The sequence below is a fragment of the Delftia sp. K82 genome, assembly GCF_002193035.1.
Classification (GTDB): domain Bacteria; phylum Pseudomonadota; class Gammaproteobacteria; order Burkholderiales; family Burkholderiaceae_C; genus Comamonas; species Comamonas acidovorans.
In genome coordinates this window covers 1,687,948-1,704,151 of the sequence record NZ_MYFL01000001.1, presented here as the reverse complement: position 1 = coordinate 1,704,151, position 16,204 = coordinate 1,687,948, and the positions used below count along the sequence as shown (strand labels likewise).

Annotated in this window: 13 protein-coding genes; all 13 read left to right on the top strand. The window is 67.5% G+C overall.

The genetic code is table 11. The features are described 5' to 3' along the window. The first annotated feature begins 9 nt into the window (after positions 1-9). The gene (gene gcvT / locus KDK82_RS07355) at positions 10-1,185 is read left to right on the top strand and encodes a glycine cleavage system aminomethyltransferase GcvT (RefSeq protein ID WP_088164421.1); all 1,176 of its coding nucleotides are present in this window, start codon (positions 10-12) and stop codon (positions 1,183-1,185) included. 136 nt (positions 1,186-1,321) lie between these two features. Then, the gene (gcvH, locus tag KDK82_RS07350; RefSeq protein ID WP_012206130.1) at positions 1,322-1,696 is read left to right on the top strand and encodes a glycine cleavage system protein GcvH; all 375 of its coding nucleotides are present in this window, start codon (positions 1,322-1,324) and stop codon (positions 1,694-1,696) included. Positions 1,697-1,767: 71 nt separating this feature from the next. Next, positions 1,768-4,659 carry an aminomethyl-transferring glycine dehydrogenase gene (gcvP, locus tag KDK82_RS07345; protein ID WP_088164420.1) on the top strand — a complete coding sequence of 964 codons (2,892 nt, stop codon included), beginning with the start codon at positions 1,768-1,770 and terminating at the stop codon, positions 4,657-4,659. 154 nt (positions 4,660-4,813) lie between these two features. Then, positions 4,814-7,033 (top strand): PAS domain-containing sensor histidine kinase, encoded by a 2,220-nt coding sequence (locus KDK82_RS07340; protein WP_063325948.1) that lies wholly within the window; start codon positions 4,814-4,816, stop codon positions 7,031-7,033. A 20-nt stretch (positions 7,034-7,053) separates the two neighbouring features. Next, positions 7,054-7,758, top strand: coding sequence for an RluA family pseudouridine synthase (locus KDK82_RS07335; RefSeq protein ID WP_088165451.1), 705 nt, complete (start codon positions 7,054-7,056; stop codon positions 7,756-7,758). Positions 7,759-8,098: 340 nt separating this feature from the next. Then, positions 8,099-9,220 (top strand): branched-chain amino acid ABC transporter substrate-binding protein, encoded by a 1,122-nt coding sequence (locus KDK82_RS07330; protein ID WP_034394886.1) that lies wholly within the window; start codon positions 8,099-8,101, stop codon positions 9,218-9,220. A gap of 97 nt (positions 9,221-9,317) precedes the next feature. Then, complete coding sequence (gene livH / locus KDK82_RS07325) at positions 9,318-10,244, top strand: high-affinity branched-chain amino acid ABC transporter permease LivH (RefSeq protein ID WP_012206135.1); 927 nt, start codon at positions 9,318-9,320, stop codon at positions 10,242-10,244. Beyond that, complete coding sequence (locus KDK82_RS07320) at positions 10,244-11,482, top strand: high-affinity branched-chain amino acid ABC transporter permease LivM (RefSeq protein ID WP_043824703.1); 1,239 nt, start codon at positions 10,244-10,246, stop codon at positions 11,480-11,482. The genes livH and KDK82_RS07320 overlap by 1 nt, the downstream gene beginning before the upstream one ends. Positions 11,483-11,534: 52 nt before the next feature. Then, entirely contained in the window at positions 11,535-12,302 is a 768-nt protein-coding gene (livG, locus tag KDK82_RS07315) for a high-affinity branched-chain amino acid ABC transporter ATP-binding protein LivG (protein WP_012206137.1), read from the top strand. A gap of 8 nt (positions 12,303-12,310) precedes the next feature. Next, complete coding sequence (locus KDK82_RS07310) at positions 12,311-13,012, top strand: ABC transporter ATP-binding protein (RefSeq protein WP_034398706.1); 702 nt, start codon at positions 12,311-12,313, stop codon at positions 13,010-13,012. A 167-nt stretch (positions 13,013-13,179) separates the two neighbouring features. Further along, positions 13,180-14,091, top strand: coding sequence for a pyridoxine/pyridoxal/pyridoxamine kinase (gene pdxK / locus KDK82_RS07305; RefSeq protein WP_088164419.1), 912 nt, complete (start codon positions 13,180-13,182; stop codon positions 14,089-14,091). Further along, entirely contained in the window at positions 14,088-14,864 is a 777-nt protein-coding gene (locus KDK82_RS07300; RefSeq protein WP_088164418.1) for an SDR family NAD(P)-dependent oxidoreductase, read from the top strand. The genes pdxK and KDK82_RS07300 overlap by 4 nt, the downstream gene beginning before the upstream one ends. Before the next feature lie 290 nt (positions 14,865-15,154). After that, on the top strand, positions 15,155-16,153 hold the full coding sequence (locus KDK82_RS07295) for a hypothetical protein (protein WP_088164417.1): 999 nt from the start codon (positions 15,155-15,157) through the stop codon (positions 16,151-16,153). The last annotated feature ends 51 nt before the right edge of the window (positions 16,154-16,204 follow it).

Sequence of the window (16,204 nt, the reverse complement as noted above, 5' to 3'; positions counted from 1 at the left end):
GATTCCGGGATGGCGTTGTGCCTTGCCCCTTGCCGAAAAGAGAGTCCCTCCTTGACCGCTGCCTCCACCACCGATCTGCTCAAGACCCCGCTGTTCGACCTGCACCAGGAACTGGGCGCGCGCATGGTGCCGTTTGCCGGCTACTCCATGCCCGTGCAATACCCGCAGGGGCTGATGGCCGAGCACCTGCACACGCGCGAGGCGGCAGGCCTGTTCGATGTCTCGCACATGGGCCAGATCAGCCTGCGCGGCCCGGATGCCGGCGCGGCGCTGGAATCGCTGCTGCCCATGGACGTGCTGGGCCTGGGCGAACACCGCCAGCGCTACGGCCTGCTGCTCAACGACGCGGGCGGCATTCTGGACGACCTGATGTTCGTGCGCCGCGAGGACGACCTGTTCCTGATCGTCAACGGCGCCTGCAAGCACGAAGACCTGGCGCACATAGAGGCCCGCATTGGCGGGCGCTGTGAAATCGAGCCCCAGTTCGACCGGGGCCTGCTGGCGCTGCAGGGCCCGCAGGCAGCAGCCGCCATGGAGCGCCTGCTGCCCGACACGGCCGGGCTGGTGTTCATGACGGGCGGCTACTTCGACTGGGAAGGCGCCGAGCTGTACATCACGCGCAGCGGCTATACCGGCGAGGACGGCTTCGAGATCTCCCTGCCCGCCAGCCACGCCGAGGCCTTTGCCCGTGCCCTGCTGGCCCAGCCCGAAGTCAGGCCCGTGGGCCTGGGCGCGCGCAATTCGCTGCGCCTGGAAGCCGGCCTGTGCCTGTACGGCAACGATCTGGACACGACCACCACCCCGGCCGAGGCCGCCCTGAACTGGGCCGTGCAGAAGGTCCGCCGCATTGGTGGCGAGCGCGAAGGCGGCTTTCCCGGCGCGGCCACCGTGCTGGCCCAGCTGCAGTCGCCCGAGCTGCTCACGCGCAAGCGCGTGGGCCTGGTGGCCCTGGAGCGCGTGCCCGTGCGCGAAGGCACGGAGCTGCTGGACGCCAGCGGCCGCAAGGTCGGCCAGGTCACCAGCGGCCTGCTGTCGCCCACGCTGAACCAGCCCGTGGCCCTGGCGTACGTGGAGCCGGGCAGCGCCGCCGTCGGCACCACGCTGCAGGCCATGGTGCGCGGCAAGGCCGTGCCCATGCAGGTGCAGGCCACGCCCTTCGTGGCGCCCCGCTATCACCGCGGTTGAGGACAGCCTGCGCGCTTGGCGTGGATCGAGTTCGGCGGATTCGTTTTTCCTGCCATCGCATGCCGCTACAGTGCGCACTGACCTTTCTCAAACCGCCTTTCACAGGTTTCTTTTTCAGTTTCTATCGGAGCAAGCCATGAGCATCCAGTATTCCAAGGACCACGAATGGATCAACGCCGCCAACCCTGACGCGGCCATCGTCGGCATCACCCTCCACGCGCAGGATGCGCTGGGCGACGTGGTGTTCGTCGATCTGCCCGCCGTGGGCACCAGCTTCAACCAGGGCGATGTGGCCGGCGTGGTCGAGTCCGTCAAGGCCGCCGCCGATGTCTACATGCCCGTCAGCGGCGAGATCGTCGAAGTCAACGAAGCCCTGCGCGACGACCCCTCCCTGGCCAACAGCGACCCGCTGGGCGAAGGCTGGTTCTTCAAGGTCAAGCTCAGCGACGCAGGCCAGCTGGCTGCGCTGCTCGACGAAGCCGCCTACACGGCCTTCGCACAGAGCAACTGACGCCACTTTCCGGCCAGGACGGGCGCCAGGGCCCGCCCTGGCGCTTTTCAGCTTTTGAGACAGGTCCCTCCATGCTGATGTCCTCCACCCAGCCCCTTGCCGCCCTCGAGAACGCCACCGAATTCGTGGCCCGCCATATCGGCATTGCGCCCGAAGACGAGGCCCACATGCTCAGCGCCATTGGCGCGGCATCGCGCGATGCGCTGATCGACGCCATCGTCCCGCCCTCCATCCGGCGCCACCAGCCCATGGCGCTGCCGCCGGCGGCCACCGAGGCCCAGGCGCTGGCCGAACTCAAGGCGCTGGCAGGCCGCAACCAGCTGCTCAAAAGCTTCATCGGCCAGGGCTACTACGGCACGCACACGCCCGGCGTCATCCTGCGCAACATTCTGGAGAACCCGGCCTGGTACACGGCCTACACGCCCTACCAGGCCGAGATCTCGCAAGGCCGCATGGAGGCCCTGGTCAACTTCCAGACCATGGTCTGCGACCTGACGGCCATGCCGATTGCCAACGCCTCCATGCTGGACGAGGCCACGGCGGCCGCCGAGGCCATGACGCTGGCCAAGCGCTCCGTCAAAAGCAAGAGCAACCGTTTCGTGGTGGCCGGCGATGCCCACCCCCAGACCATCGAAGTCATCCAGACACGCGCCGCGCCGCTGGGCATCGAGGTGCTGCTGGCCAACTCGCTGGAGGAATGGAACCAGCTGATGGAGGGCGACTACTTCGCCGTGCTGGCCCAGTACCCCGCCACCAGCGGCCGCATCGACGATCTGCGCGCCGACGTGGACAAGGCCCATGGCAAGCAGGCCGCCTTCATCGTGGCCACCGACCTGCTGGCGCTGACCCTGATCACGCCGCCCGGCGAATGGGGTGCCGACATCGTGGTGGGCACCACCCAGCGCTTTGGCATGCCCATGGGCGCGGGTGGCCCGCACGCCGCCTTCATGGCCTGCCGCGACGAGTTCAAGCGCTCCCTGCCCGGCCGCCTGGTCGGCGTGAGCGTGGACGTGCATGGCAAGCCCGCCTACCGCCTGGCACTGCAGACGCGCGAGCAGCACATCCGCCGCGAGAAGGCCACCTCCAACATCTGCACGGCCCAGGTGCTGCCCGCCGTCGTGGCCAGCATGTACGCCGTCTACCACGGCCCCGAGGGCCTGGAGCGCATCGCCCGCCGCGTGGCCTCGTACACGGCCATCCTGGCGCGTGGCCTGGCCGAGCTGGGCGCGCCGCTGCGCGAGGTGCCCAGCTTCGACACGCTGAGCCTGCACACGGGTGCGGCCACGCAGGCCATCGTGGAGCGTGCCGTGTCCCTGGGCGCCAACCTGCGTGTGTATTTCAAGGAATACCTATGCATCTCGCTGGACGAGACCACCACGCGCGCCGATGTCGAGCTGCTGTGGAAGATCTTCGCCCTGGACGGCCAGGCCCTGCCCAGCTTCGCCGCCTTCGAAAAGGGCGTGGAGCCGCTGATCCCTGACAGCCTGCGCCGCAGCAGCGACTTCCTCACGCACCCGGTGTTCAACACCCACCGCTCCGAGACCGCCATGCTGCGCTACATCCGCCAGCTGTCGGACAAGGACCTGGCGCTGGACCGCAGCATGATCCCGCTGGGCTCCTGCACCATGAAGCTCAACGCCACCAGCGAGATGATTCCCATCACCTGGCCCGAGTTCGCCCAGGTGCACCCCTTTGCCCCGGCCGACCAGCAGCAGGGCTATGCGGAACTGGACAAGCAGCTGCGCGACTGGCTGTGCCAGGCCACGGGCTACGCCGGCATCAGCCTGCAGCCCAATGCCGGCAGCCAGGGCGAGTACGCGGGCCTGCTGGCCATCAAGGGCTGGCATGCGAGCCGGGGCCAGTCGCACCGCAACGTCTGCCTGATTCCCAGCAGCGCCCACGGCACCAACCCCGCCAGCGCGCAGATGGTGGGCATGCAGGTGGTGGTCACCGCCTGCGATGCCAACGGCAACGTCGACATGGCGGACCTGGCGGCCAAGTGCGAGCAGCACAGTGCCAACCTGGCCTGCATCATGATCACCTACCCCAGCACGCACGGCGTGTTCGAGACCCAGGTCAAGGAGCTGTGCAAGCTGGTGCATGACCACGGCGGCCGCGTCTACGTGGACGGCGCCAACATGAACGCCCTGGTGGGCCTGGCCGCGCCGGGCAGCTTCGGCGGCGATGTCAGCCATCTGAACCTGCACAAGACCTTCTGCATTCCGCACGGCGGCGGCGGCCCGGGCGTGGGCCCGGTCTGCGTGGTCGAGGACCTCGTCCCCTTCCTGCCCGGCCATGCCACGGCAGGCCTTGCGGGCGGCACGGGTGCCATCAGCGCCGCGCCGCTGGGCAATGCGGCCGTGCTGCCCATCAGCTGGATGTACATCCGCATGATGGGCGCCCAGGGCCTGACCCTGGCCACCGAGACCGCCATCCTCAGCGCCAACTACATCAGCGCCCGGCTGCGCGACCACTACCCGACGCTGTACGCGGGCGAGCACGGCCATGTGGCGCACGAGTGCATCCTGGACCTGCGCCAGTTCAAGGAAAGCACGGGCGTCATGGCCGAGGACGTGGCCAAGCGGCTGATCGACTACGGCTTCCATGCGCCCACGCTGTCCTTCCCCGTGCCCAACACGCTGATGGTGGAGCCCACCGAAAGCGAAAGCCTGTACGAGCTGGACCGCTTCGTGGACGCGATGATCGCCATCCGCGAGGAAATCCGCGCCATCGAGCAGGGCCGCCTGCCCCAGGACGACAACCCGCTCAAGAACGCGCCGCACACGGCCGAGACGCTGCTGGCCTCGGAATGGGCCCACCCCTACAGCCGCGAGGCCGCTGCCTACCCGGTGGCTGCCCTGCGCCAGTCCAAGTACTGGTGCCCGGTGGGCCGCGTGGACAACGTCTACGGCGACCGCAACCTGTACTGCAGCTGCATCCCCGTGGACGCTTACCTGAGCTGAAGCACCTGCCACCGAAAGGGGCGCTTGTGGCGCCCCGCCTGGCGCGCGTACACTGCGGCCCTGCCCGCGCCGGGCTCCGGTAATCTGCCGGACGCCGGGCGCGGGCCACCAGGATTTGTGCGGCATGTGCCGCTTTCCCCAGCGCCAGCCCGCGATGAGCAGCCCAGACCATTCCGATCCGCCTCGCGACGACGAGCACCTGCCCCTGCATGCGCTGCTGGCGCCCGGCGCCGACCTGCCCCCCGTCGAACGCTTTCCCCTCTTCCAGCCCGAAGACGACCCGCTGCAGGCCCTGGTGGCCGAGCTGCGCAACTACCAGCGCGAACTGGAAATCCAGAACCGCGTGCTGGACTACAGCCAGGCCGTGGCCGAAAGCGCCTCCGAGCGCTTCGAGGCCCTGTTCGCCAGCATTCCCCTGCCCCTGCTGGTGGTGGACGAGCACGACATGGTGGTGCAGGCCAACGCCATGGCGCACAGCGCCTTCCAGCCCTCAGAGCATGACCGGCTGCTGGTGAACTTCGCGCCCTTCGTGCACCCGGACGACGCCGAGCGCGTGCGCGAGACCTTCTCCGCAGCACGCGAGCTGGGCCGCACCGAGGCCCACGAGGTCTGCTTCGAGATCACCGAGCAGCACCAGCTGCGCGCCGACCTGCACGTGGCCTGCATCGCCATCCCCCAGCAAAGCGGCCCGCCCATTGCCCAGTACCTGTGCGCCGTGGTGGACCAGGGCCCGCTGCTGGCCGAGCGCCTGGCGCTGCAGCAGCGCAACCACCAGCTGTTCCTGAGCGAGCGGCGGCTGGAATCGGTCATCAACTCGGCGCTGGACGCCATCATCTGCCTGGACTCGGACCAGCGCATCACCGTCTTCAATCCCACGGCCGCCGCCCTGTTCCTGTGCCCGCCGCACGACGCGCTGGGCAGTCCGCTGGAGCGTTTCCTGCCCGATGCGGCACAGGCCCTGTCCTTTGCACCGCTGACCACGCAGGCCGTGCTGGGCGAGATGACGGCGCGCACGGCCAGCGGCCGCGAGATTCCGGTCGAGGTCAGTGTCTCCTTCGAGCACCACAGCGGCGGCGAGACCACCACCGTGTTCGCGCGCGACCTCACCAGCCGCAAGAAGGCCGAGGCCCAGCGCAACGAACTGGAAGACCAGCTGCGCGAATCGCACAAGATGCAGGCCCTGGGCACCATGGCCGGCGGCATTGCGCACGACTTCAACAACATCGTGGGCGCCATCCTGGGCAACGTGGAGCTGGCCAAGGCCGACTGCGGCGGCAATGCCGCGGCCATCGAAAGCCTGCAGGAGATCGAAAAGGCCGGCCGCCGCGCGCGCGACCTGGTGCGCCAGATCCTGACCTTCAGCCGCAACGAGCCGCCCCAGCGCAAGCCTGTGCAGGCGCGCGAAGTCATGGGCGACACGGCGCGGCTGCTGCGCGTGACCCTGCCGCCCGCCGTGGAGCTGCAGGTGCATGTGCCGCCGCAGCTGCCCCCCATGCTGGCCGACGCCATGCAGGTGGAGCAGGCCCTGTTCAACCTGTGCACCAACGCCATGCACGCCCTGGGTGAGCGGCGCGGCCTGATCCAGATGGACGCCGACCTGGTGCGCCCCGACCAGCGCCTGTGCGAGCGCCTGGGCCTGCCGCCCGTCAGCTACGTGGCGCTGTCGGTGCAGGACAACGGCCCCGGCATGGATGCGCGCACGCTGCAGCGCATCTTCGAGCCCTTCTTCACCACCAAGCCCGTGGGCCAGGGAACGGGCCTGGGCCTGCCCGTGGTGCACGGCGTCATGCGCAACCACGGCGGCGCCGTGGACGTGTACAGCATTCCAGGACAAGGCAGCCGCTTCACGCTGTACTTTCCCCCGGCCGACGCCCTGGCGCCCGCCGAGCACGCACCAGCCCAGGCGCCCGTGGCCGAAACGCCGCCCAGCCTGCCGGAGCCGCTGGCAGCCGCAGAAACCCCGACCGGCCCGCAGTTCGCCCTGCTGCCCGACCCGCAGGCCGCACAGCAGCATGTGATGTACGTGGACGACGACCAGGCCCTGGTCTTCCTCGTGCAGCGCCTGCTGCGCCGTCGCGGCTACCAGGTCAGCGGCTTCACCGATCCGCACGAGGCCACCGAGGCGCTGCGCGCCGCCCCCCAGGACTACGACCTGCTGGTCACCGACTACAACATGCCCGGCTACAGCGGCATCGACCTGGTGTACGAGGCGCTGTCCATCCAGCCCCTGCTGCCCATCGCCCTGGCCTCGGGCTACATCACCGCCGAGATCGAGCAGGCCGCCATGGCCGCAGGCGCCCGGGCCCTGGTGCACAAGCCCAATGACGTGGAGGAGCTGTGCGCCACCGTGCACAGGCTCCTGAATGAACGGTGAGCGGCTCAAGCGCTGAACGGCTGCAGGAGTGCCCCGGTGCTGGTACTGCTGCCGATGCCGATGCAGATACCGATGCAGGTGTCTCCTGCCTGTACGAGGACGCCGAGCTGCTGGTGCTGGACAAGCCCTCCGGCCTGCTGTGCGTGCCCGGGCGCGGCCCCGACAAGCAGGACTGCCTGAGCGGCCGCGCCTTGCAGCGCTGGCCCGATGCGCTGGTCGTGCACCGGCTGGACCAGGCCACCTCGGGCCTGGTGGTCATGGCGCGCAGCCTGGCCAGCCAGCGCCTCCTGAGCAAAGCCTTTGCGCAGCGCCGCGTGCACAAGCGCTATGTGGCCGTGGTCGCCGGCCGCCCTGCCGCGCAGCAGGCCGACGCCTGGCAAAGCATCGACCTGCCGATAGCCGCCGACTGGGAACGGCGCCCCCTGCGCATCATCGACGCCCTGCAGGGCAAGCCCAGCCAGACCCTGTGGCGCGCCATGCCCGCAGCCACCGAAGACCATGGCACACCCACCACGCGGGTGCAACTGCAGCCCGTGACGGGCCGCACCCACCAGTTGCGCGTTCACATGGCGGCGCTGGGCCATCCCATCCTGGGCGATGCGCTCTATGCCGATGCCGCCGTGCAGGCCCTGTCGCCGCGCCTGCTGCTGCATGCGCACCAGCTGGAGCTGGCCCATCCCCTGTCGGGCCAAACGCTGCGTTTCGAATCCGCCGTGCCGTTTTGATCCACCGCAGAAACACGCAAACCGGCGCCCTCTGGCGCGTTGCTGCAATGCAACATTCCGTGTACGTGTTTCCCCTTCTTGCAGTCGGTCATATTGGTTTCATGCAGCACCGTCTGGGTGCACCGTCGGCATCAGGCGTTTTCGTCGCCCAAAACCGGCGTTGACAAGCGGCCTGCGATGGCATCCAGCCCTTAGCGAAAAGCCTGCATGCGCGCCAGCCCCGGGATACCCTGTTGCCATTGGTAACCAGGAGATTAATCTGTGCTTCTTTGCGCGGATCGCCCCTACAGGAGCCACCGCGTTTTTCAGAACGCTTTACCCAAAGTTGAAGGAAGTACTCATGAGCATTCCGTTCCGCATGCACACCGTCGTCGCCGCCCTGGGTTTGGCTGGTGCCGCCTTGTTCTCCACAGCGCATGCGCAAATCAAGATCGCCATGGTGGTTCCCACCACCGGCCCGCTGACGCAGTACGGCGACATGGTCAAGGAAGGCGTGAACACCGCCGTGGAAATGGCCAATGCGGCTGGCGGCGTCAATGGCAAGAAGATCGAGCTGGTGTCCGTCGATGACGCCTGCGAACCCAAGCAAGGCCCCGTGGCCGCCAACCGCGTGGTCAACGCCAAGATCGGCTACGTGATCGGCCCCGTCTGCTCGGGCGCATCGATTGCCGCCGCCCCGATCTACAACAACGAAGGCGTGGTCGTCGTGACCCCCTCGGCCACCTCCCCGGCCCTGACCGACGGCAAGAACTACCACTTCATCTTCCGCACCATCGGCCGCGATGACCAGCAGGGCCCAGCCGCCGCCAAGTTCATCCTGGAAAAGGCCAAGCCCAAGAAGGTTGCCGTGCTGCACGACAAGCAGTCGTATGGCCAGGGCATTGCCTCCTCCGTGCGCGACGACCTGAAGAAGGCCGGCGTGGAAGTGGCCCTGTTCGAAGGCATCAACGCCGGCGACAGCGACTACTCCGCCGTCATCACCAAGCTCAAGAGCGCCGGTGTGGACTTCGTCTACTACGGCGGCTACCACCCTGAAATGGGCCTGCTGCTGCGCCAGGCTTCCGAGCAGGGCCTGAAGGTCCGCATGATGGGCCCCGAAGGCGTGGGCAACCCCGAAGTCAACGCCATCGCCGGCAACGCCGTCGAAGGCATGCTGGTGACCCTGCCTGCAGACTTCTCGGCCAACCCCAAGAACGCCGCCGTGGTCAAGGCCTTCAAGGACAAGAAGCGCAATCCTTCGGGCGCCTTCCAGCTGACCGCATTTGCCGCCACGCAAGTGCTGCTGGACAGCATCAAGGCCGTGGGCGACAGCCCCGCCAAGGTGGCTGACCACCTGCACAAGTCCAACTTCGAGACCGTTCTGGGCTCGGTGGGCTGGAACAAGCAGGGCGACCTGAAGTCCTTCGACTTCCAGGTGTTCGAATGGCACAAGGACGGCAGCAAGTCGGTCGCTGCCAAGTAATCCCCCTCGTTGACTGGCCGGGGCACGCTTGCGCGTGTCCCGGTTGTCTGCATCCTGGCCTTTTAGGCCTTTTCCTGTTTTGGGGCGGCATTACACCATGTCAGAACTCTTACCTCAGCTGATACAGCAGCTGTTCAACGGACTGTCCCTGGGCGCCATCTATGCCCTGATCGCCATCGGCTACACAATGGTCTACGGCATCATCGGGATGATCAACTTCGCCCACGGCGACATCTACATGATCGGCGCCTACATCGGCCTGGTCACGCTGTCGGCCATCGGCACGACAAGCGGCCTGCCCGTGTGGGCCATCATCGGCCTGATGCTGGTGGTGTCGGTCTTCGTCACCGGCGTCTACGGCCTGGTGGTGGAACAGGTGGCCTACAAGCCGCTGCGCCGCAGCCCGCGCCTGGTGGCCCTGATCTCGGCCATCGGCATGTCCATCTTCCTGCAGAACTGGGTGGCCCTGGGCCAGGGCGCGCGCGACATGGCCGTGCCCTCGCTGCTGCCGGGCGCGCTGCGTTTCGGCGCCGAAGGTGGCTTCGAGATCTATGTGCCCTACTCGCGCATCCTGATCATCGTGGTCGCCATCGTGCTCATGGTGCTGCTGACGCTGTACATCCGCCATTCCCGCATGGGCCGTGCCTCGCGCGCCTGCGCCCAGGACATGCACATGGCCAGCCTGCTGGGCATCGACACCAACCGCGTGATCTCGTTCACCTTCGTGCTCGGCGCCATGCTGGCGGCCGTGGGCGGCGTGCTGATCGCGCTGGCCGTGGGCAAGCTCAACCCGTTCATCGGCTTTCTGGCCGGCATCAAGGCCTTCACGGCGGCGGTGCTGGGCGGCATCGGCTCCATCCCCGGCGCCATGCTGGGCGGCGTGCTGCTGGGCGTGGCCGAGACCTTTGCGGCGGCCTACATCTCGTCCGAGTACAAGGACATCGTGGCCTTCGGCCTGCTGGTGCTGATCCTGCTGTTCCGCCCCACGGGCCTGCTGGGCAAGCCTGAAGTGGAGAAGGTCTGATGAAAGCCAAACCCACCTTGAACCTGCGCGACGCCCTGATCGCCACGGTGATGACCGCCGTGGTCGTCACGCCCATCTTCGGCCTGCACCTGGAGCGCGCCGGCACCCGCACCATCATCAACCCCGACTGGACGGTGGTGGCCTGGGCCTGCGCCCTGGTCTTCCTGGTGCAGCTGCTGCGCCCGCTGATCGCGGCGAAGATGCCCAAGGTCTCGCTGCCCTCGCTGCCACACGCACGCCCCAGCCACCGCAACGGCCTGATCCTGGCCGCCCTGCTGATCGCCGTGTCCTGGCCCTTCTTCGCGGGCCGCAACGCGGTGGACATCGCCACGCTGGCCATGATCTACGTGATGCTGGGCCTGGGCCTGAACATCGTCGTGGGCTTTGCCGGCCTGCTGGACCTGGGCTTCGTGGGCTTCTACGCCGTGGGCGCCTACACCTATGCGCTGCTGTTCCACTGGGCCGGCTGGTCCTTCTGGGAAGCGCTGCCGCTGGCTGGCGCCGCTGCCGCGATGTTCGGCTTCGTGCTGGGCTTTCCGGTGCTGCGGCTGCGCGGTGACTACCTGGCCATCGTGACGCTGGGCTTTGGCGAAATCATCCGCCTGATGCTGGTCAACCTGACCAGCATCACGGGCGGGCCGGACGGCATCTCCAGCATCCCCAAGCCCACGGTGCTGGGCCTGGAGATGACGCGCAATCCCTCCACCGAGGGCGGCACGACCTTCCACCAGTTCCTGGGGCTGGAGTTCAGCTCGCTGCACATGGTGATCTTCCTGTACCTGATGGCGCTGCTGCTGGCCGTGATCACGCTGTGCATCTCCAACCGCCTGGTGCGCATGCCCATAGGTCGCGCCTGGGAGGCGCTGCGCGAGGACGAGATCGCCTGCCGCTCCCTGGGCCTGAACCCCATGAAGATCAAGCTGTCCGCCTTCACGCTGGGCGCCATGTTCGCCGGCCTGGGCGGCGCCTTCTTCGCGGCGCGCCAGGGCATCGTCAACCCCGAATCGTTCACCTTCATCGAATCGGCGCTGATCCTGTCCATCGTGGTGCTGGGCGGCATGGGCTCGCAGCTGGGAGTGATCATCGCGGCCATCTTGCTGACGGTGCTGCCCGAGCTGGCGCGCGAGTTCTCCGAGTACCGCATGCTGATCTTCGGCCTGGTGATGGTGCTGATGATGATCTGGCGCCCGCAGGGCCTGCTGCCCATGCGCCGCCACCATGTGGAGGTGCGCTCATGAGGCATGCCGACACCATGATTTTTGGGACAACAGATAGCAGCAAGGGCCGGCAATGAGCGAGTATTTGCTAGAAGTCAAAGACCTGTGCATGCGCTTCGGCGGCCTGCTGGCCGTGGACCATGTGGGCTTCAACGTGCGCCCGCAGGAAGTGTTTGCCATCATCGGCCCCAACGGCGCCGGCAAGACCACGGTGTTCAACTGCATCAGCGGTTTCTACCAGCCCAGCAGCGGCTCCGTCACGCTGGACGGCAGCGCCATCGAGGGCCGCAGCAGCCACCACGTGGCCAACCACGGCGTGGTGCGCACCTTCCAGAACGTGCGGCTGTTCAAGTCCATGACGGTGCTGGAAAACCTGCTGGTGGCACAGCACCGCCGCTCGGGCGTCAACCTGCTGTCGGGCCTGTTCAACACGGCAAGCTACCGCCGCAGCGAAGAGGAAAAGATCGAGAGCGCCCTGCACTGGCTGGACGTCATGGGCCTGCGCGAGTTCGTCAACCGCGAGGCCGGCAACCTGGCCTACGGCCACCAGCGCCGCCTGGAGATCGCGCGCTGCATGATCACCAAGCCGCGCGTGCTCATGCTCGACGAACCGGCCGCCGGCCTGAACCCGCAGGAGAAGAAGGACCTGCAGGGCCTGATCGACCAGCTGCGGCGCCAGTACGGCATTGCGGTGCTGCTGATCGAGCACGACATGGGCCTGGTCATGGGCGTGTCCGAGCGCATCCTCGTCATGGAGTACGGCAAACCCATCGCCATGGGCCTGCCGGACGCCATCCGCAACGATGAACGGGTCATCAAGGCCTACCTGGGAGAAGCCTGATGCCTGCCATGCTGCAACTGGAGAACATCTCCACCCACTACGGTGCCATCTGCGCGGTCGACAGCGTGAGCCTGCACGTCAACCAGGGCGAAATCGTCTCGCTGATCGGCTCCAACGGCGCCGGCAAGACCTCGCTGCTGATGACGGTGTGCGGCAACCCGCGCGCCAGCTCGGGCCGCATCTCGTTCGAGGGCGAGGACATCACCCAACTGCCCTCGCACCACATCATGCGCAAGGGCATTGCGGTCTCGCCCGAGGGACGGCGCATCTTCTCGGACCTCACGGTCACGGACAACCTGAAGATGGGCGGATTCTTCCTGGACAAGCCGCAGATCGAGGCCGGCATCGAACATGTGTTCGGCCTCTTCCCCCGCCTGCGTGAGCGCGCCCACCAGCGCGCCGGCACCATGTCGGGCGGCGAGCAGCAGATGCTGGCCATTGGCCGCGCGCTGATGAGCAAGCCCCGCCTGCTGCTGCTGGACGAGCCCACGCTGGGCCTGGCGCCGCTGATCATTGCGCAGATCTTCGAGATCATCCAGACCATCCGCACGGCCGGCGTCACGGTCTTCCTGGTCGAGCAGAACGCCAACCGCGCCCTGCAGATCGCCGACCGCGGCTATGTGCTGGAAACCGGCAAGGTGGTGCTGGAAGACACCGGCGCCAACCTGCTGACCAACGACGCCGTGCGCCGCGCCTACCTGGGCGCCTGACAACGCACAGGCGCCCAGCGCTCGACGGGCCCGCCCTTTGGCGGGCCTTTTTCTTTTCACGCGCAGATCGCGCAGTGGTCTGGTCATGGGCGGCCGATTGTGGGGTCTGCGGCCTGGGCGCAGGCGTTATAAAACACGTCCCTGCCTCTCATTGCTCCCCCACGCCCATGAACGCCTGCGCTCCCCAAGACATGCTGCAACCCCTGGCCATCGACGTGGTGTCCGTGCAGTCCCAGGTCGTCTACGGCCGCGTTGGCAACAACGTGGCCATGCCCACGCTGCAGGCGCTGGGGCTGGCGGCAGCGGCCGTGCCCACGGTGGTGTTCAGCAACACGCCGCACTATCCCAGCATCCACGGCGGATCAATTCCTGCCGAGTGGTTTGCGGGCTATCTGCAGGACCTGGGTGCGCGCGGCGGGCTGCGGCAGTTGCAGGCCGTGCTGGCCGGCTACCTGGGCGGGCCGGCCCAGGCCACGCTGCTGGCGGACTGGGTTGCCGGCCTGCTGGCGCAGCGGCCCGGCCTGCGCGTGGTGGTGGACCCGGTGATCGGCGACCACGACAGCGGCATCTATGTGGACCCCGCCATGGTCGAGGCCTACCAGCGCCACCTGCTGCCGCTGGCCGACGGGCTGACGCCCAACCATTTCGAGCTGGAGCGGCTGACCGCGCGCCCTGTGCGCGGCATGGACGATGTGGTCCAGGCCGCGCGCAGCCTGCTCAAGGGACGCACGCAGTGGGTGGCCGTGACCAGCGCATCGCCCGAGCTGGACGGCGAGCCCGCCCAGCGCATGCGCGTGGCCCTGGTCACGCGCGATGACGTGCATGTGATCACCCACGCGCGGGTGGATGCGGTGCCCAAGGGAACGGGCGATCTGTTCAGTGCCGCGCTCACCGGCCACTGGCTGCAGGGCGCCAGCCTGCACGAGGCGGCCGAGCGTGCCTGCGAACGCATCGTGCAGGCGCTGGAGCGCACCCGGCAGGCGCACAGCGCCGAGCTGCTGCTGCCATCGGACCCTGTCGCCGCCCAGGCAGCGGCCGGGCCGGCAGCACGGGCACAAGCGATACCATCGCCCGCATGAACAATGCATCGCCTCTTCTTTCCCTGACGATTCTTACCGGCGCCTCGCGCGGCATGGGCCAGGCCATGGCCCGGCAACTGCTGGATGCCGGCCATGAACTGGTCACACTGTCGCGCTCCACCAGCGAAGACCTGGCCCAGGCGGCCGCCACGGCGGGCGCGCCGCTGCAGCAGTGGAGCGTGGACCTGGGCGAGCCCGAGGCCGCGGCCCGCAGGCTGGGCGACTGGCTGGCCGGCCTGGACGCCGCGCGCTACGCCAGCGTCACCCTGATCAACAACGCGGGCGTGATTCCGCAGATTGCGCCGCTGTCGCAGCTGCAGCCCGCCGACATTGCCCAGGCCATGCGCGTGGGGCTGGAGGCGCCCATGCTGCTGACGGCCGCCTTTCTGGCCGCCACCGAGGGCTGGACGGCCGTGCCGCGCAAGGTGCTCAACATTTCTTCGGGCCTGGGCCGGCGCGCCATTGCCTCGCAGGCCTCCTACTGCGCGGCCAAGGCCGGCATGGACCATTTCAGCCGCAGCGTGGCGCTGGACGAGGCGCTCAAGCCCCACGGCGCGCGCATCTGCTCGCTGGCGCCCGGCGTCATCGACACCGACATGCAGGTGCAGCTGCGCAGCGCGGATACCGCCGCCTTCCCCGATGCAGGCAACTTCGCCCAGCTCAAGGAGGGCGGCAAGCTGTCCACGCCCGAGCAGGCGGCAGCCCAGGTGCTGGGCTGGCTGCAGCGTGCCGATTTTGGCGAGCAGGTGGTGGCCGACGTGCGCCAGCCCTGAGCATTTTCCGGATGGCTGCTTCAATGCGGCGATGAATATCCGGCAATGGAAAAAGGCATCGCCGCACTGACCTGAATAATCCGAATACCCGCCCTGGAAAATGTTCTGCAATAATTACCGATTGCAGGCAGCATTTTCCATATCCATCCTGCGCATTCGCTTGAAAATCGTCATCTGGCAAAGGATGACGTTTTTCATCTGCGTTTGCCAGTCCTGCATTTCCAATCCTCCTACAGCGGCGTCTATTGCGACTGGCAAGAATGGGGCACTCAACTCCAAGAAAGTCGGCCATGTCCATTGCCTATTCCGAATCCGCGCCCCTGGCTGAAGCGCCAGTGGTCAACACGGTCGCCACCGTAGATACCTCACGCAGCGGCGTTTCATGGGCCGCGATATTTGCCGGCGCCATGGCGGCGGCATCGCTGTCGCTGCTGCTGTTCATTCTGGGCACGGGCCTGGGCCTGTCGTCGGTGTCGGTATGGTCCGGTGAAGGCCTGGATGCCGGCGCCCTGGGTCTGACGGCCGTGGCCTGGATCGCCTTCACCCAGCTGGCCTCGGCCGGCGTGGGCGGCTATCTGGCCGGGCGGCTGCGCACACGCTGGCAAGGCGTGCACACGGACGAGGTCTACTTCCGCGACACGGCCCACGGCTTTCTGTCCTGGGCACTGGCCACGCTCGCCATGGTTGCCCTGATGGGCGCCGCTGCAGGCGGTGCCGTCTCCGGCGCCTTCAAGGCCGCGCAGACCGTGGCCACCAGCGCCTCCAACGTGGTGGGCGGCGCGATCGGCGCCGCCGGCGGTGCGGCTGCTGGCGGTGCCGCAGCCATGGCCGGTGCCTCGGGCGCCGATGCCTCGCCCCAGGGCCTGGCCTACTGGACCGGCAGCCTGTTCCGCAATTCAGGCGCCGCTACCTCCACCAGCAATGCCACCCCCGCCGACCTGGCCAGCGCCACCCGCGAGGCCGGCGTGATCTTTGCCCAGTCGCTGCGCACCGGCCAGCTGTCTCCCGCCGACGAGCAATACCTGGCCCAGCTGATTGCGCGCAATTCCGATATGTCCGTGGAAGATGCGCAAAAGAAAGTGCGTAGCACCTTTGATTCCGTGCAAATGCAGATAAAGCAGGCCGAGCAAAAGGCTGAAGAAGCCAAGCAAAAGGCCAAGCAGGCCGCTGAAGAAACGCGAAAGGCCACCGCCCATTCCATGCTCTGGCTGTTTGTTTCCCTGATGCTGGGCGCCTTTGTAGGCAGCCTGTGCGCCACCTGGGGTGGCCGCCAACGCGATGCCATTTGATTTTGCATCGCAGTCAACACCATCCAACCATTCATTGAACGGAGGCCATTC